Below are 15,966 nucleotides of genomic sequence, written 5' to 3'. Positions count from 1 at the left end.
AGCTGGTTCGCCCACTCCTTTTAGGCCGCATCGCGCAAAGCGACTAGAATAGTGATGTACTCCGCCCGGCGCGCGGTCGCGCCGTTACCTGAGCTGCACTAGAGTCCGCTCCGGACGCACCCACTGGAAACAGGAAACGAGATCTTCAAGCATGTCCAATAACACCGCCTCGCGCAGCGACCTGCGCAACGTAGCCATCGTCGCGCACGTTGACCATGGCAAGACCACTCTTGTGGACGCGATGCTGAAGCAGACTCACTCCTTTGCCGAACACGGCGTGGTGGCCGACCGGGTGATGGATTCCGGTGACCTGGAACGCGAAAAGGGCATCACCATCCTGGCGAAGAACACCACGGTGGCTTACAACGGTCCCTCGTCCAACGGTGAGACCGTCACCATCAACGTGATCGACACCCCTGGCCACGCCGACTTTGGCGGCGAGGTGGAGCGCGGCCTGTCCATGGTGGACGGCGTCGTACTCTTGGTGGACGCCTCTGAAGGCCCGCTGCCGCAGACCCGTTTCGTGCTGCGTAAAGCGCTCGCCGCGAAGCTTCCGGTGATCCTGCTGGTGAACAAGACCGACCGCCCGGACGCCCGGATCGACGAGGTCGTCCACGAGTCCATGGACCTGCTGCTCGGCCTGGCCAGCGATCTAGCCGACGAAGTGCCCGATCTCGATCTGGACGCCGTGCTGAACGTGCCCGTGGTCTACGCCGCCGCCAAGGTCGGCGCCGCTTCGCTCGACCAGCCCGCCAACGGCAGCGCTCCGGACAACGACAACCTGGAACCGCTCTTCAAGGCGATCCTGGAGCACATCCCGGCTCCCACTTATGACCCCGAGGGAGTGCTTCAGGCCCACGTGACCAACCTGGATGCTTCTCCCTTCCTGGGCCGTCTCGCGCTGCTGCGCATCTTCAACGGCACCTTGCGCAAGGGGCAGACCGTCGCTTGGGCACGTCACGACGGCAGCCTGAAGAGTGTCAAGATCACCGAGCTGCTGGCCACCAAAGCCCTGGAACGCGTTCCCGCCGAATCCGCTGGTCCCGGCGAGATCGTCGCCGTCGCCGGTATCGAAGACATCACCATCGGCGAGACGCTGACCGATCTGGAGAACCCGAAGCCGCTGCCGCTGATCACGGTTGACGATCCGGCGATCTCAATGACCATCGGCATCAACACCTCCCCGCTGGCCGGTAAGGTCAAGGGTGCCAAGGTCACCGCGCGTCAGGTGAAGGATCGCCTGGACAAAGAGCTGATCGGTAACGTCTCGCTTCGCGTGCTGCCGACCAGCCGTCCGGATGCCTGGGAGGTCCAGGGCCGTGGTGAGCTCGCGCTCGCCATCCTGGTCGAGCAGATGCGCCGCGAAGGCTTCGAGCTCACCGTCGGCAAGCCCCAGGTGGTCACCAAGACCATCGACGGCAAGGTCAATGAGCCGATGGAACACATGACCATCGACGTCCCCGAAGAATACCTCGGTGCCGTCACCCAGTTGATGGCCGCTCGCAAGGGCCGGATGACCAATATGGCCAATCACGGCACCGGCTGGTGCCGGATGGAATTCATCGTCCCGGCCCGTGGCTTGATCGGTTTCCGCACTAAGTTCCTCACCGACACCCGCGGTGCCGGCATCGCCTCCTCGATCGCCGAAGGCTACGAGCCGTGGGCCGGACCGATCGAATACCGCACCAACGGATCACTGATCGCCGACCGCTCGGGTGTTGTCACACCGTTCGCGATGATCAAACTGCAGGAGCGCGGCTCGTTCTTCGTGCAGCCCACCTCTGAGGTCTACGAGGGCATGATCGTCGGCGAGAACTCTCGTGCTGACGATATGGATGTCAACATCACTCGCGAAAAGCAGCTCACCAATATGCGCGCCGCTTCTTCGGACAGCTTCGAGAACCTCACGCCGCCGCGCGTACTGACCCTTGAGGAATCCTTGGAATTCGCTCGTGAAGACGAGTGCGTCGAGGTCACCCCGGAATCGATTCGAATCCGTAAATTGATCCTGAACGCCGGTGACCGCGTCAAGGCCGCCCGGGCACGTAACCACGCCTCGGCAGCGAGCAACTCCTAAGCCAGTGATCCCTCCGGGATTCTTGCCAGCCGCCCCGGCATCTGCGGACGGCCGGTACCGGCTGCTGTTCGTGCACGCTCATCCCGATGATGAGTCGATCGTCAGTGGCGCCACGATGTCCTACTTCGCCCGTTCCGGGGCGGAAGTCACGCTGCTGACTTCCACCCGGGGCGAGCTGGGCGAGGTGATCCCGGATGAACTCAAGCACCTTGAGCAGGGGCTTCCGAATTCCGTGCGCGACGGCGGTCAAGGACTCGCCAGAGTGCGTGCCGCGGAGCTGGAGCAGGCCGCTGCCGCCCTGGGCGTAAAGCAGCGATACTTTCTCGGTGAAGGTTTGGCTCTGAGCCCGGGCAGCACCGATACCGTCTATCGGGACTCTGGGATGTCCTGGGGACCTGATGGCAGAGCCCAGGCTTCGGCAACCGTGCTGCCGGGGTCGTTCTCCCGAGCTCCGCTGGAGGAAGTGGCAGCGCATACCGCAGCTTTGATTCGAGCGCTGCGACCAGACGTCGTGGTGACCTATGCTCCGGACGGCGGCTACGGCCACCCGGATCACGTCCGCACCCACCAGATGACGATTGCAGCGGTGGAACTCGCCGCCGCAGCGGGGGATTCACGCTCTGCGGCATGGAATGTTCCGCTGACCCACGCCATTCTCTCGGATCGCCCCGAACAGCCACACGATCCGGCTGCGCCGGTGTTCTGGATCGATGGTGATCTGGCGGCTAAGCGCGAGGCGATGCGTGCTCATCAAACCCAGATCGTGGTAGAGGAAGATCGCTTTGCGCTGAGCGATTTGGTCTTCCGACCGCTCACTGGAAGAGAGGGATTTCAGCTCTTCAGGGTTGCCTTGACCCCCTTCGGATTCCAGCCGGTCAATCCACTAGCAAAGACCCCACCGGCCAAGCGAACTTTTGTCGACTGGCTCGGCTACACCTCATCCGCGGTCTTTGCCGGAGTGCTGGTGGCGGCGCTGGGCACCATGCTGCATTCCCGGACTAGCGCCATCGGATCCTGGCAGGCACCCTGGGGAGCACTACTGGCGCTTCTTCTGCTGGCCTCCAGCATGATCTTGCTGAGGGCTTGGTCGAGGTCAGTTTCAATGGCGTTGGTGCTCGGAATTATTTCATATGCCACATGCGTTATGTTTTCTTTTCCGCATGGCCAGGTTGCCCTGATCATGGGTGATCTGCCGGGCTCCCTATGGCTCTATGGGATTGCCGTGGTGCTACTGCTTTTCATGGTGCAGGCCTTAATCAGCACTTGGTTCAAAGCGGTTAAGCGGCGTCCACGGGTCTGAGGGTCCCGGGCTGAGCTTGTGAAGTCTGGGTAGACGCGGGGACTAGCTAGCGCCTTGCCAGACGGCGTCGAACGGGGCGTGAGAACCGAGCCGGGACCGGATCGCTTGAGTGACGAAGTGCTTTGCGGCACGTGCGGCGTCCAGAGCGGAGGCCCCTTTGGCCAGTTCGGCCGCAACCGCGGCCGCCAAGGAACAGCCAGCCCCGGAAACAGCGACGTCGCCGACCTTGGGACTGCTGAGCACTTCGAGGACTGAACCGTCGTAGAAGACATCGACGGCCTCGCTGCCCACGAGTCTCACCCCGCCTTTGGCGAGCACCGTGGCGCCCGACGCATCGTAGATGCGCTGCGCAGCTTCTTTGAGCTGGCCAACGCTGCTGATCTCGTCCATGCCGGAGAGCGAAAGCGATTCGAAGTGGTTGGGTGTGACGAAACTCGCCTGAGGCAGGATCTCCCGTTTCAGCGCCTGATCAGTGTCCAGGGCGGCCCCTGGTTCCTGCCCTTTGCAGATCAAGACCGGGTCAAGCACCACATTCTTCCAGTCACGGCTTGCCAGGGCCTCGCTCACCGTGGCAATTGTAAGAGGAGTTCCCAACATACCGATTTTCACGGTATCCAGTTGATCTGGCTGATAGGCGGCGGTGATCGCTTCAAGCTGATCGGAGATCACTTGTGCCTCCACCGGTACGAAGCGGTGATTCCAGTTCTGTTTCGGATCAAAGGAGACGATGCAGCTCAGTGCCACGATGCCGAAGACCCCGAGCTGCTGAAAGGTCTTCAGATCGGCTTGCGCTCCCGCCCCGCCGGTGGCCTCAGAACCGGCAATGGTCAGCGCAATGGCGGGATTGTTCTGTGTGGACGTCATGACACCACTTTACTGTTCTGGGCTCACTTCATGGTTTTGCTCTTTGGCTCGGGACAGTCCTGCGACGTCTGCCTAGTCCTGCGACGTCGGCCTAGTCCTGCGACGTCGGGATAGCGCACCGCTGGCCGATTGGGCTATCCCGACGATACGGAGCTATCCCGGAAAGGAAGCGGAAAGGATGCAGCATGCGGTTCCGCTCCGAGCGCCCTAGCAAACCTGCTAGGCCCGCTGTGCACGACGTCGCGCGGCTGCTGGGACTGCTTTTGCCGCCACAATATCCGAACTCCGGATCACCACGACCCCTCGTTTGGTCTGCACGCTGATGCTCTCTGCGTCCTTGGACAGCAGCACCCCGAGGGCATCGGTGAGTGGCAGCGGCCCGTCGATTCGGTACCGCACCACGATCCTGCTGCCCGGCTCAAGGCCTTCAGGAAGAGTCATCCCCTCATGCTATGGCCTGGCGTGATCAAAGCAGATGATCGTGAGCGGGAGGCTCGAAGATGTTCGCAGCAGGTGACGGAAAGCACTGCGCGATGAAAGAAGGAACCACCTCGGTGGGGGATAATGGATTTATCTGCTCTCAGAGCGCAGGATGGAAAGGTTGGGACGTGACGTACGTAATCGCACAGCCGTGCGTGGATGTAAAAGACAAGGCATGCATCGATGAATGCCCAGTTGACTGTATTTACGAAGGCGAACGATCGCTCTACATCCATCCTGATGAATGCGTTGACTGCGGAGCTTGCGAACCGGTCTGCCCGGTTGAGGCGATTTATTACGAAGATGACGTTCCCGACGAATGGGCTGACTACTACAAGGCCAATGTCGAGTTCTTCAACGAGCTAGGATCCCCGGGCGGAGCCGCGAAGGTCGGGAACACCGGCTACGATCACCCCTTCGTCGCTGCTTTGCCGCCGCAGAATCAAGACCATGCCTAAAGCATTCGGCTTGCAGCTTCCCGAGTACCCCTGGGAATCGGTGGCCCCCTACGCCGAGCGGGCCGCTCAGCACCCAGGTGGCATCGTCGATCTGTCCATCGGAACTCCGGTGGACCCCACCCCGCTGCTGATCCAGGACGCGCTCAAAGCCGCCACCGACGCCCACGGCTATCCCACCACTCAAGGGCCGGTGGAACTGCGTGAAGCCATTGTCCAGTGGTTCGCGCGGCGCAGGAATGTGCCAGGGCTCTCCGCTGAACAAGTTCTGCCCACCGTGGGCTCCAAGGAAATGGTGGCCTGGCTGCCGTTATTGCTCGGCCTGGGGCCCGGCGACGTCGTAGTGCGGCCTGCGGTGGCTTATCCCACTTACGACATGGGTGCTGTTTTCGCCGGGGCTACTTCGGTTGCTGCGGATTCGCTGAGTGAATTGGATGCTCAGACCCGTTCCAAAGTCCGGTTGGTCTGGGTGAATTCACCCGGCAACCCCACCGGCGAGGTGCGCGGCAGCTCCGAATTGGCGGCTCTGGTAGCCGAGGCCAGGGAACTCGGCGCGGTGGTCGCCTCAGACGAATGCTATGCCGAGCTCGGCTGGGGGCAATGGGAATCGGGAGTGCCCAGCATTCTTGACCCGGCGGTGACTCAGGGCTCTTTCGATGGGCTGCTCGCCCTGTACTCGCTTTCCAAGCAGTCGAATCTCGCTGGCTACCGGGCGGCTTTTATCGCCGGTGATCAGCAGCTTGTACTGAACCTGCTCAACAGCCGTAAGCACGCCGGAATGATCGTGCCGGGGCCGGTACAGCAAGCCATGCGGATCGCCCTGCACGACGACGCGCATGTTCAGGCGCAGAAGGGTCTCTACCGAGCCCGTCGGGAGGCCTTGCGCCCTGCCTTGGAATCCTTCGGCCTGGAGATCCACGGCTCAGAAGCAGGACTCTACCTCTGGGCGCGGCCCGCGCAGGATCAGCCGCCCGCTGATTCCTGGGCTACGCTCGGCCGGTTCGCTGATCGAGGCATTCTGGTGGGGCCCGGAGTTTTCTATGGCGAAGCCGGCCAGGGTTTCGTCAGAGTGGCGCTCACCGGGAGCGACGAACGCATTGCGGCCGCCGTCGAACGCCTCCTCCGCTAGCGACCACCCGGTGAGCGGATTAGTGCTCTGGGCAACTGGGCGGTAGTTTCTTAATGCGACTATTTTTGGAATGTATCAAAGCCGCGCGATACCGAAAGGGATCTTCATGACTGAAGCAACGGGCGCCACGCTCAATTTCGAGGGCGGGCAGCTGGATCTGCCCCGAGTTAAGGCCGCCGAGGGCAATGACGGCTACGACGTCTCCAAGCTGCTTTCAAAGACCGGTGTGGTCACCTATGACCCGGGGTTCATGAACACAGCGGCGACGACCTCCGCCATCACCTACATTGACGGCGACGCCGGAATTCTGCGCTATCGGGGTTACCCGATCGAGGAACTGGCCAAGCATTCCAGCTTTCTGGAAGTCTCTTACCTGTTGATCTACGGCAATCTTCCGACGCCGAGTGAACTGAGTGCTTTCGATGAGCGAATCCGCCGGCACACTCTGCTGCACGAGGATCTGAAGGGCTTCTTCGCAGGATTCCCGAGGGACGCGCACCCGATGCCGGTGCTCTCTTCAGCGGTTTCGGCGCTCTCCACTTTCTACCAGGACTCCCTTGACCCCTTTGATGAGGATCAAGTAGAGCTTTCGACGATCCGCTTGCTCGCTAAGCTGCCGGTGATCGCAGCTTATGCGCATAAGAAGTCCATCGGTCAGGCCATGCTCTATCCGGACAACTCGATGAACCTGGTGGAGAACTTCCTGCGGCTCTGCTTCGGCCTGCCGGCCGAGCAGTACGAACTCGACCCGGTGATGGTCAAGGCACTCGACCTGCTGCTCATTCTGCACGCGGATCACGAGCAGAACTGTTCAACCTCAACGGTGCGCCTGGTCGGCAGCTCGAACGCCAATATGTTCGCCTCTATCTCGGCGGGCGTCAATGCGCTTTTCGGTCCGCTGCACGGCGGCGCCAACGAGGCGGTGCTGAATATGCTCCGGCAGATCCAGGCCAGCGGCGAACCGGTTGAGAAGTTCGTCGAGCGGGTGAAGAACAAGGAAGACGGCATTAAGCTGATGGGCTTCGGGCACCGGGTCTACAAGAACTACGACCCGCGCGCCAAAATCGTCAAGGCCACCGCGAACGAGATCCTCTCCCGGCTGGGCGGCAATGATGAATTGCTGGATATCGCGATGAAACTAGAAGAAACCGCCCTGACGGACCAGTACTTCGTCGATCGCAGGCTTTATCCCAATGTGGACTTCTATACCGGCGTGATCTATAAGGCGATGGGCTTCCCTGAGAAGATGTTCACCGTGCTGTTCGCCATGGGCCGACTGCCCGGCTGGATCGCGCAGTGGCGTGAGATGATCCAGGATCCGGCCACCAAGATCGGCCGTCCTCGCCAGCTTTACACGGGTGAGCAGGAACGAGCTTACCCCTCACGCTAGAAGGCAGCGACACCCTGTTTTTCCACACTGGACCCGGTTTCGGCGAAACCGGGTCCAGTTCTTTTCCGCTGAGAGTATTCTGGTGGCGGGAAGCGTTTCAAGGAGGCGGCACTATTCATCACACGGGTGGCCCTGGCTGGCGGATCACGGTGGATGCTTCTGCACCGCTGATGATCGCTCTTTACCTCCGAGACGCTTCCGGGCTGATTGGCGCCGGTATGCCGTCGATTTCTGCTATTCACCCGCCGATTAAAGCCGTCGAGCCCCATCAACTGACGTCTCAGGTGGGCGGGATGGAATCATTGCGCTTCGAATGGGAGCAGTGGTGGGCCCAGTTACTCGGTGTGTTCCCGGGCCGACCGCCACAACTTACGGCACCGGATTTCCAAGAGTTCGCCGGGCATCCGGCGCTGCAACGGGTGGTACAGGCGCACTTCGGGGCGGCCCTCGACTGGACCAGGCAGCAACTGGCTCAGTACGAACTGATGGCGGCTCAGCGCGAGACGATGGGGGACCTGAAGATCCTGGCCCAGCTCGTTCAGGACCGGGAATTGGAACTCGGGCGGAACGCCCGGGATTTCAATCTCAGCATTCTCGAACTGCCCATCGCCGAACAGCGCGCCTGGTTTTTAGAACCGAATAGGATCGTGATGAGTCAGCATCTGCTCGACGATCCGGAAGTCTTCAGGAGCTATGTGCAGCCCGTGGTGGAGATGCTGGTCTGACGACTCAGGATGACTCAGGATTCCATATTTCTAGTTGGTTTCACGAGCCACCTGTGGCGGCGAAGCCAACATAGCTGGCTCGTGTCCAGGGATGGAAGATGCGCACATTGTGCATCACGTAATCGAGATTAACCCTTGGCCTGCAAGACGATCGTCACTTGCTGGCCGCTCGCGCTCTCAGCGCTCTGCCAACCGCGGTTTTCTGCGCCGTCATTGTTGTTCCGCTGCCAGCTCTTCCCGGCGAAGCTGACCTGGGTGATGCCGAGCGCATCGGCATTGGCCACCGCCCACTGTGCAAAAGACCACCCGGCGGCGTCCTTCGCATTGATCCGCACCGTTGATCCCTGCTGGCTCGCCCCGATTGGCCCGAAAGCGTTCTGCAGTTTGCTGATCACGGTTGCCGGATCGCCCGGGGCGCCGGGCTGGTTCAGGGTGCAATTGAGCGCTGCCGGGGAGTACCCGGTAAGCGCAGAGGCAAAAGCCCGGGCCATTGATTCGTGTTGTCCATAAGCCTCAGGATAGGCCGAACGCTGCACCGCTTGCCCGGCGGCGGTGACGGTCATCTGCTGGTACCCGGGAACGGTGATCAGCACATCGTAGAACGCATTGGTGGCGTAGACCGGATCCATGATCTGTTCCGCGGTTCCCCACTCCTGTGAAGGCCGCTGTTGGAAAAGGCCCAGTGAGTCGAGGTCCCCGTAGTTGATATTGCGCAGCTTGGACTCCTGCATGGCGACCGCGATGGCAATCGTCGCGGCCCGTGGAGGCAGCCTGCGCCGCTGCGCAATAGCGGTGATCAGAGCAGCATTCGCGCTCTGGTCGGTGGCCAGGGAATAGTGATTGGAGTCGAGCGGAGCGGTGCAGGCGATGATCAGGGGTGCGGGTGCCAGCTTGAAGGCGTTCACCGCCCAGGCACCCGCGGCCACGATCAGCACCACGGCGAAGAGCAGCGAGAACAGCCAGATGAACCCAGCCCGGATTCTCGAACCTCGTCGACTCATCTAGTTAGCGTGCAGATCCAGATTGAGTTCCACCGTCTGACCCTTGCGGTGCAATGCCTCAACCTCGCCAGTGGTGGAATTGCGGCGGAAGAGCAGATTTGGCTGAGCGGAGAGTGCACTTGCTTTCACGATCTGCCAGGTGTCCTCGCCATCGGCGTTCTTCGGCCCCGGCACTCGGACCCGGGTACCGGCGGTGACGTAAAGCCCCGCTTCAACCACCGAGTCATCGCCGATGCTGATTCCGACGCCGGAATTAGCCCCCAGCAAGACCCTCTCACCCAGGGTGATCCGTTCCTTGCCACCGCCGGACAGAGTGCCCATGATCGAGGCTCCGCCGCCCACATCGCTGCCGTTGCCGACCACGACGCCGGCTGAGATCCGGCCCTCAACCATTGAGTTTCCGAGGGTCCCGGCGTTGTAGTTGATGAAGCCCTCGTGCATCACGGTGGTGCCATCGGCCAGATGAGCCCCTAGCCGCACCCGATCGGCGTCAGCGATCCGGACGCCGGTGGGCAGCACGTAATCGACCATCCGGGGGAATTTATCGACGCCGAAGACTTCTACCGGCCCGCGACGACGCAGCCGAAGCCTGGTCTTTTCGAAATCCTGGGGGGAGCAGGGACCGAAATTGGTCCACACCACATTGGGCAGCTTGCCGAAGACGCCGTCCAAGTTGATGCTGTTCGGCGTCACCAGGCGGTGTGAAAGTAAATGCAGGCGGAGATAAGCGTCCGCGGTGTCCTCGGGGGCAAGGTCGAGGTTGATCTGAACGAAGACCACCCGCTGGCTGGTCTGACGGTCCGGATCCGTGCCGGTTTCAGCGAGGGCAGCGAGCTCGGTGTCGGCCTCTGGGGCTTGACCCAGCGTCTCAGCGGCCACCCCCAAGGCTGGGGCGGGATACCAAACATCCAAGACAGTGCCCTCGTCGGTGACGGTGGCCAGACCGAAAGCGTAAGCGGCGCGAGCAGGATCCAAGGTTGTTTGAGTCATGATTCCATCTTGGCCTAGGTGGACCCTCAGGGGCAATGTGAACATCCCCGTGTGATCCAGCCGTCCCACTGAATGTTGCTGATGGTGCGTATGTTGCTTTCACAACGCCTCATTTGCAACAACTGTCACATTCAGTGGGATAGCTGGTCTCGGATCGAGGGATTGGGGTTGGCTGGGGTTGAGGTGGATAGGCTAAGAGGATGGGACTGGACTTGAAAGCCGATGTGGCTCTGCTGACCGCCGCGTTACTGGACATTGAGAGTGTTTCCGGAAATGAGAAAGCGCTCGCCGATGCCGTTGAAGCTGCGCTCGCTGATTGCTCACATCTGAGGGTGACCCGCGACGGCGATTCGCTGATTGCACGTACTGAATTGGGCCGCGCCGAGCGAGTCATCCTGGCCGGGCACCTGGACACCGTTCCGCTGCCGCACACCCCGGGCTCCCGCGGCACCGTGCCTTCACAATGGGATGCTGATCCCGAGAGCCCAGCAGCGTTGCTCTACGGTCGCGGCGCCACCGATATGAAGGGTGGTGTGGCTGTGCAGCTCGCGCTCGCCGCCTCGCTGACCGATCCGGTGCGGGACATCAGCTTCGTCTTCTACGACCACGAAGAAGTGCAGGCCGAGTTAAGTGGCTTAGGCAGATTGGCCAGGAACTATCCGGAGTTGCTGAGGGCCGACTTCGGCATCCTGTTGGAACCCACCGACGGGGTAGTGGAGGGCGGCTGCAATGGAACGATGCGTTTTGAAGCCCGTACCTCCGGTCTTGCGGCGCATTCCGCGAGAGCCTGGATGGGACACAACGCGATTCACGAACTGGCGCCGATCCTGCAGCGGCTGGCTGAATACCAGCCGCAGACCGTTGAGGTGGAAGGTCTGGAATATCGTGAGAGTCTCAATGCGGTGAAGATCAACGGCGGTATCGCCGGAAACGTGATTCCGGATCAGGCGGTAGTGGAGATCAACTACCGCTTCGCCCCAGATAAGACGATCGAGCAAGCCGAAGCCGTGGTCCTCGAACTGCTCAAGGGTTTCGACGTCGTCCGCACCGATGCCGCGCCGGGAGCCAGGCCCGGCCTGGATCAGCCAGCTGCCAAGGCCTTCGTCGACGCGGTGGGCGGCGCACCCAAACCGAAATTCGGCTGGACCGACGTCGCCCGCTTGGGACAGCTGGGCATTCCTGCGGTGAATTTCGGCCCGGGGGATGCGCTCTTGGCGCACAGCGACAACGAACACGTCAGCGGCCAGGCAATCCGTGACTGCCTGGCCGCTTTGACACGCTGGTTGAGCTAGCGCCTAGGCATTGCCGCCTGCGCCGAAGTTTCCGCCATCGAGGTTGCCCGCTCCGGGAACGCCCGGGGTGTTCTTACTCGATACCTTGGGACTGCGGTGCATCCGGCCCTCCAGATACTTCGCCAGCCCGGCCAGTACCAGGCAGCAGCCGACGTAGATCGCGCCGCCGACGATGGCCGCCGGAATGATCGGCGTCTGGTAGCTGGTCTGCGAACCGAGGTAGTTGATCTGGTAGAGCAGCTCCTGATAGGTGATGATGAATCCGAGCGCGGTGTCCTTGAGCGCCACCACGAGCTGGGCGATGATCACCGGCAGCATAGTACGCACCGCCTGAGGGAGCAGGATCATGGTCATCACCCGGGTCTTGCGCAGCCCTAGAGCGTAGGCGGCTTCGCCTTGCCCCTTAGGTACGGCCTGAATGCCTGCCCGGAAGACCTCGGCGAGCACTGAGCCGTTGTAGAGGATCAGTCCGACCACCACGGCGGTGAAAGGAGTGATTCCCTTGACCCCGATAGAACCCAGACCGTAGAACATCAGCGCCATCAGAATCAGCAGTGGGACCGCACGGAAGAGCTCGGTGAACCAGCCCACCGGCAAGCTGATCCAGCGTCGTTCGGAGAGCCTGCCGACCGCCAGGATCATCCCCAGCAGCAAAGACCCGACGGCGGCCACGCCGAAGGCACTGAGCGTCGCACCGAGGCCCTTGAGGATGTTTTGCTGCACCAGCGGGAAAGTGAAGAGCTGCCATTTCTTTTCGGAGAACTGGCCGCTTTCGGCGAATTTGTAGATCACGAAGGCCAGGATCGCGGCAAGCACGACGACGGTGATGACGCCCAGCCAGCGGTTCCGGCGGATCGCTTTTGCTCCGGGAGCATCGAAGAGCACTGAACTCATCGGGCGCCACCAACTTTCCATTTCTTTTCAAACGCGCGTTGCACGAGGCTCAGGATCAGCACCAGAATGATGAAACCCAGGGCGACCCAGAGCAAACTCTGCATCGCGGGATAATTCCGTTCCGAGAGGTAGGCGCGGATCGCTCCGGCTTCGAGCACCGAGAAGCCCGCGGCAACCGTGGTGTTCTTCAGCAAGGCGATGAACACGCTCATCAGCGGCGGCAGCACCGCCCGGAAGGCCTGAGGCAGGATCACCAGGCTCATCGTCTTAGCAAACGGCAGGCCGATTGCGCGAGCGGCCTCGGCCTGGCCGATCGGCACGGTATTGATGCCCGCCCGGATCGCCTCGGAAACGTAGGTCGCCGTGTAGAGCGAAAGAGCGATAATCGCCAGTATCACGAAGCCGGGGTTCGGGAACCCGAGCCGGGGGTAGCCGAAGACAAAGAAGACGAAGATCAACGTCAGCGGCGTATTGCGGACCACATTGACGTAGAAGGTTCCCAAAGCCCGCATCGGCGTCACCGGCGAAACCCGCAGAGCGGCAACCACAGTCCCCAGGATCAAGGCGAAGACGGCTGAGAAGATGAAGAGGATCAGAGTGTTTTTAAAGCCCTCGGCGAAGATGTCGAGGTTATCGGTCAGAGTGTTCACTGATTGATTCGCTTTCGCTTAAAAGAAGTGGTGGTACCCGGCAAGCGGGTACCACCACTGACCGTCAGTAGTTATCGACGGCGGGCTGCTCCAGCTTGAGACCAGATTTTCCGAGGTTGTTGTCGTAAAGCTTGGTCCAGATGTTCTTACCATTGGTCAGTACATCGTTCAGGAACTTGCGCAATGCGCCATCGCCCTTCTTCAGGCCGATGCCGTACTTCTCCGTGGTGAAGGGTTCGCCGACCACCTTCAGGTTGTCCGGATCCTGCGCGGCATAGCCGGCGAGGATCGGCTGATCGGTGGTGACGGCATCTACCTGACCGTTCTTCAGCGCGTCAACGCACTTGGAGTAGACATCGAACTCAGTCGTCTTGGTCTCCTTGTACTTGTCCTTGATGTTCTGAATCGGAGTGGAACCGGTGGCCGAGCACACGGTCTTGCCAGCCAGATCCTTATCCGAGTTGATGGTCGTATTGTCTTTTTTGACCAGCAGTGCCTGGCCGGTCACCAGATAGGGACCGGCGAAGTCGATCTGAGCTTTGCGCTTATCAGTGATCGAGTACGTGCCGATGTACAGATCGATCTGACCATTGACCAGTGCTTGTTCACGGTTTGCTGAGGCGATGGCCTGGAAAGTGATCTTATCGGCGGAGAGACCGAGGGAAGCCGCCATCCAACGAGCGGTGTCGATATCGAAGCCGGAGTATTCACCGGTTGCCGGATCCTTGAAGCCCAAACCGGGCTGATCTTCTTTAACTCCGATGGTGATCTTGCCATCGCCCTTGACCTTGTCGAAGGTCGGGCTGCCACTCAGTGAGACGTTGTCCGCAACCTTATAGGGGGCGTCTGCGCCGGAGGAAGAATTGTTATCAGTAGAGCCACCACCACAAGCGCTCAACGTGAGCGCCGCGACGATCGCGGTCGCTCCGAAAACAGCAGCTTTTTTAGTGAATCTCATTATTGCCTTTCAATTGTGTGATCTTGTCAGACGTGCGTGCGAGGTTGTTGGAACTAGTGGGTCAGGATCTTCGAGAGAAAATCCTTGGCGCGATCGCTGCGGGGCTGAGTGAAGAACGTCTCGGGATCGGCGTCCTCGACGATCTGCCCATCCGCCATGAAGACCACGCGATCCGCTGCTTTTCGGGCGAAACCCATTTCGTGAGTGACCACGATCATGGTCATGCCTTCATGAGCCAACTCCACCATGACATCGAGTACTTCATTGATCATTTCTGGGTCGAGCGCCGAAGTGGGCTCGTCGAACAGGATGACCTTTGGCTTCATTGCCAAAGCCCGAGCAATCGCCACGCGTTGCTGCTGGCCGCCGGAAAGCTGTGCCGGCAACTTCGCCGCCTGCGCTCCCACGCCCACCCGTTCCAGCAGTGCCATGGCTTCTTTCTCGGCCATCTCTTTTGCCGTTCCCTTGACCTTGATCGGGCCCAGGGTGACGTTTTCCAGAATGGTCTTATGAGCGAACAGGTTGAATGACTGGAACACCATGCCGACTTCTGCGCGCAGCTTGGCAAGGTCCTTGCCTTCTTGCGGCAGCAGGTTGCCATCGATGCGGATCTCACCGGTGTCGATAGTCTCCAGACGATTGATCGCCCGGCACAGCGTTGACTTCCCCGAACCGGAGGGCCCGATCACCACCACCACTTCACCTTTGGCGACGCTCAGATTGATCTCCTGAAGTACGTGCAGTGCACCATAGTGCTTATTGACCGACTTCAAATCCACCAAAGGGGCAGCATTTTGACTACTCATGACAGAACCTACTCGATACCATGTATTGAACCTACCTAATGTTTCCCTGTTATTCAGCAAGTATTTGAATATGAAGCTGATCGTGATCAAGGTGTGACCGTTGTCATATTCTCAGATCGGCACTGCGAATGCCGAACTGTTAAGTTGGGGTGCCGTAGCCTGTTTCCATGAGCTCTCCAACCGAGAAAAACTTGTCCACTCCCTCCCGGCATCGCGGCCCGGTGGAACTCCGGAGGGATCTAGCCAAGGGGTCAACGGCTGACCAGCATTTGCTGGATTCTCGCTCACCGGGAGATTTCACCAGCACCGACCCCTGGCGAGTGCTGCGAATTCAGGCGGAATTCGTGGAAGGCTTCGGAGCTCTGGCCAATGTGGGCCCGGCGGTCAGCGTCTTCGGTTCAGCTAGAACCCGGCCTGGCAGTGCCTTCTATGAGATGGGTGTTGACGTAGGACGCCGGCTCGCCGAGGCCGGTTTCGCGGTGATCACCGGCGGTGGTCCCGGATCGATGGAAGCGGCGAACAAAGGCGCCGTAGAGGGCCACGGACTGTCGATTGGCCTGGGCATCGAGTTGCCCTTCGAGCAGGGGATGAACCAATGGGTGGATCTCGGAGTCAACTTCCGGTACTTCTTCGCTCGCAAGACGATGTTCGTGAAATACGCTCAGGGATTCATCGTGCTGCCCGGCGGCCTGGGCACGCTGGATGAGCTCTTTGAGGCCATGGTGCTGGTGCAGACCCATAAAGTGACTTCTTTCCCCATCGTGCTGATCGGCAAGGAGTTCTGGGGCCCGATGGTTGACTGGATCAAACAGACCCTGGTCGCGGATGGCCTGGTATCCGAGACGGACCTGGACATCATCTCCCTGGTGGATAGTCCTGAGGAAGCGGTCCAGCGGCTCATCGCAGGGGTGTAGCCGCTGACAACCCCGCGTGGTCGACCAAAAAAGAGTTGATC

At 60.7% G+C, this 15,966-nt stretch carries 16 protein-coding genes; 8 read left to right on the top strand and 8 right to left on the bottom strand.

Going from position 1 to position 15,966, the window contains the following annotated elements:
- Positions 1 to 151 precede the first annotated feature (151 nt).
- Both typA and ABDK06_RS04110 read left to right on the top strand, forming a co-directional pair.
- Positions 152 to 2,077 carry a translational GTPase TypA gene (gene typA / locus ABDK06_RS04115; RefSeq protein ID WP_394939191.1) on the top strand — a complete coding sequence of 642 codons (1,926 nt, stop codon included), beginning with the start codon at positions 152 to 154 and terminating at the stop codon, positions 2,075 to 2,077.
- A 4-nt stretch (positions 2,078 to 2,081) separates the two neighbouring features.
- The gene (locus ABDK06_RS04110) at positions 2,082 to 3,377 is read left to right on the top strand and encodes a PIG-L family deacetylase (RefSeq protein ID WP_394939189.1); all 1,296 of its coding nucleotides are present in this window, start codon (positions 2,082 to 2,084) and stop codon (positions 3,375 to 3,377) included.
- Between the two features lie 42 nt (positions 3,378 to 3,419).
- On the opposite strand, the gene ABDK06_RS04105 is transcribed toward ABDK06_RS04110, so the two are convergent.
- Positions 3,420 to 4,241 (bottom strand): PfkB family carbohydrate kinase, encoded by an 822-nt coding sequence (locus ABDK06_RS04105; protein WP_394939187.1) that lies wholly within the window; start codon positions 4,239 to 4,241, stop codon positions 3,420 to 3,422.
- A 219-nt stretch (positions 4,242 to 4,460) separates the two neighbouring features.
- Positions 4,461 to 4,682, bottom strand: coding sequence for a putative acetyltransferase (locus tag ABDK06_RS04100; RefSeq protein ID WP_394939184.1), 222 nt, complete (start codon positions 4,680 to 4,682; stop codon positions 4,461 to 4,463).
- Positions 4,683 to 4,849: 167 nt separating this feature from the next.
- On the opposite strand from ABDK06_RS04100, the gene fdxA reads away from it, so the two are divergent.
- From fdxA to ABDK06_RS04080, 4 genes are all read left to right on the top strand, one after another.
- The gene (fdxA, locus tag ABDK06_RS04095) at positions 4,850 to 5,179 is read left to right on the top strand and encodes a ferredoxin (RefSeq protein ID WP_394939182.1); all 330 of its coding nucleotides are present in this window, start codon (positions 4,850 to 4,852) and stop codon (positions 5,177 to 5,179) included.
- Positions 5,172 to 6,305, top strand: a complete 1,134-nt coding sequence (gene dapC / locus ABDK06_RS04090) for a succinyldiaminopimelate transaminase (protein WP_394939180.1) — start codon at positions 5,172 to 5,174, stop codon at positions 6,303 to 6,305. The genes fdxA and dapC overlap by 8 nt, the downstream gene beginning before the upstream one ends.
- Positions 6,306 to 6,411: 106 nt before the next feature.
- Complete coding sequence (locus ABDK06_RS04085) at positions 6,412 to 7,695, top strand: citrate synthase (protein ID WP_394939178.1); 1,284 nt, start codon at positions 6,412 to 6,414, stop codon at positions 7,693 to 7,695.
- 113 nt (positions 7,696 to 7,808) lie between these two features.
- Positions 7,809 to 8,420 (top strand): hypothetical protein, encoded by a 612-nt coding sequence (locus ABDK06_RS04080; RefSeq protein ID WP_394940793.1) that lies wholly within the window; start codon positions 7,809 to 7,811, stop codon positions 8,418 to 8,420.
- Between the two features lie 128 nt (positions 8,421 to 8,548).
- Here the strand turns inward: ABDK06_RS04080 and ABDK06_RS04075 are convergent, their stop codons facing one another.
- Positions 8,549 to 9,421 carry a hypothetical protein gene (locus ABDK06_RS04075; RefSeq protein WP_394939176.1) on the bottom strand — a complete coding sequence of 291 codons (873 nt, stop codon included), beginning with the start codon at positions 9,419 to 9,421 and terminating at the stop codon, positions 8,549 to 8,551.
- Positions 9,422 to 10,411: a 2,3,4,5-tetrahydropyridine-2,6-dicarboxylate N-succinyltransferase gene (dapD, locus tag ABDK06_RS04070; RefSeq protein WP_394939174.1), complete on the bottom strand. Its 990-nt coding sequence runs from the start codon at positions 10,409 to 10,411 to the stop codon at positions 9,422 to 9,424. It lies immediately after the preceding gene.
- 200 nt (positions 10,412 to 10,611) lie between these two features.
- Between dapD and dapE the strand changes: the two genes are divergently transcribed.
- The gene (gene dapE, locus ABDK06_RS04065) at positions 10,612 to 11,703 is read left to right on the top strand and encodes a succinyl-diaminopimelate desuccinylase (RefSeq protein WP_394939172.1); all 1,092 of its coding nucleotides are present in this window, start codon (positions 10,612 to 10,614) and stop codon (positions 11,701 to 11,703) included.
- 3 nt (positions 11,704 to 11,706) lie between these two features.
- Here the strand turns inward: dapE and ABDK06_RS04060 are convergent, their stop codons facing one another.
- From ABDK06_RS04060 to ABDK06_RS04045, 4 genes are all read right to left on the bottom strand, one after another.
- Positions 11,707 to 12,597, bottom strand: coding sequence for an amino acid ABC transporter permease (locus tag ABDK06_RS04060; RefSeq protein ID WP_394939170.1), 891 nt, complete (start codon positions 12,595 to 12,597; stop codon positions 11,707 to 11,709).
- Positions 12,594 to 13,247, bottom strand: a complete 654-nt coding sequence (locus tag ABDK06_RS04055; protein WP_394939168.1) for an amino acid ABC transporter permease — start codon at positions 13,245 to 13,247, stop codon at positions 12,594 to 12,596. Before ABDK06_RS04055 ends, ABDK06_RS04060 begins: the two co-directional genes overlap by 4 nt.
- 64 nt (positions 13,248 to 13,311) lie before the next feature.
- Positions 13,312 to 14,205 carry a glutamate ABC transporter substrate-binding protein gene (locus tag ABDK06_RS04050; protein ID WP_394939166.1) on the bottom strand — a complete coding sequence of 298 codons (894 nt, stop codon included), beginning with the start codon at positions 14,203 to 14,205 and terminating at the stop codon, positions 13,312 to 13,314.
- 53 nt (positions 14,206 to 14,258) lie between these two features.
- Positions 14,259 to 15,011 carry an amino acid ABC transporter ATP-binding protein gene (locus ABDK06_RS04045; RefSeq protein ID WP_394939164.1) on the bottom strand — a complete coding sequence of 251 codons (753 nt, stop codon included), beginning with the start codon at positions 15,009 to 15,011 and terminating at the stop codon, positions 14,259 to 14,261.
- Positions 15,012 to 15,178: 167 nt separating this feature from the next.
- Here ABDK06_RS04045 and ABDK06_RS04040 point away from each other — a divergent pair, with 167 nt between their 5' ends.
- The gene (locus tag ABDK06_RS04040) at positions 15,179 to 15,925 is read left to right on the top strand and encodes an LOG family protein (RefSeq protein ID WP_394939162.1); all 747 of its coding nucleotides are present in this window, start codon (positions 15,179 to 15,181) and stop codon (positions 15,923 to 15,925) included.
- The last annotated feature ends 41 nt before the right edge of the window (positions 15,926 to 15,966 follow it).

It is taken from the genome of Psychromicrobium ferritrahens, assembly GCF_043789415.1.
Taxonomy (GTDB): Bacteria; Actinomycetota; Actinomycetes; order Actinomycetales; family Micrococcaceae; genus Renibacterium.
The sequence above is the reverse complement of the archived record's forward strand: the minus strand, read 5'-3'. Positions and strand labels throughout refer to the sequence as shown.

Bases quoted from the DNA above. Each gene is read 5' to 3' on its own strand.
- typA (WP_394939191.1), top strand. From the start codon at position 152: ATGTCCAATAACACCGCCTCGCGCAGCGACCTGCGCAACGTAGCCATC.
- ABDK06_RS04105 (WP_394939187.1), bottom strand. From the start codon at position 4,241: ATGACGTCCACACAGAACAATCCCGCCATTGCGCTGACCATTGCCGGT.
- ABDK06_RS04100 (WP_394939184.1), bottom strand. From the start codon at position 4,682: ATGACTCTTCCTGAAGGCCTTGAGCCGGGCAGCAGGATCGTGGTGCGG.
- dapC (WP_394939180.1), top strand. From the start codon at position 5,172: ATGCCTAAAGCATTCGGCTTGCAGCTTCCCGAGTACCCCTGGGAATCG.
- ABDK06_RS04085 (WP_394939178.1), top strand. From the start codon at position 6,412: ATGACTGAAGCAACGGGCGCCACGCTCAATTTCGAGGGCGGGCAGCTG.
- ABDK06_RS04075 (WP_394939176.1), bottom strand. From the start codon at position 9,421: ATGAGTCGACGAGGTTCGAGAATCCGGGCTGGGTTCATCTGGCTGTTC.
- dapD (WP_394939174.1), bottom strand. From the start codon at position 10,411: ATGACTCAAACAACCTTGGATCCTGCTCGCGCCGCTTACGCTTTCGGT.
- dapE (WP_394939172.1), top strand. From the start codon at position 10,612: ATGGGACTGGACTTGAAAGCCGATGTGGCTCTGCTGACCGCCGCGTTA.
- ABDK06_RS04060 (WP_394939170.1), bottom strand. From the start codon at position 12,597: ATGAGTTCAGTGCTCTTCGATGCTCCCGGAGCAAAAGCGATCCGCCGG.
- ABDK06_RS04050 (WP_394939166.1), bottom strand. From the start codon at position 14,205: ATGAGATTCACTAAAAAAGCTGCTGTTTTCGGAGCGACCGCGATCGTC.
- ABDK06_RS04045 (WP_394939164.1), bottom strand. From the start codon at position 15,011: ATGAGTAGTCAAAATGCTGCCCCTTTGGTGGATTTGAAGTCGGTCAAT.
- ABDK06_RS04040 (WP_394939162.1), top strand. From the start codon at position 15,179: ATGAGCTCTCCAACCGAGAAAAACTTGTCCACTCCCTCCCGGCATCGC.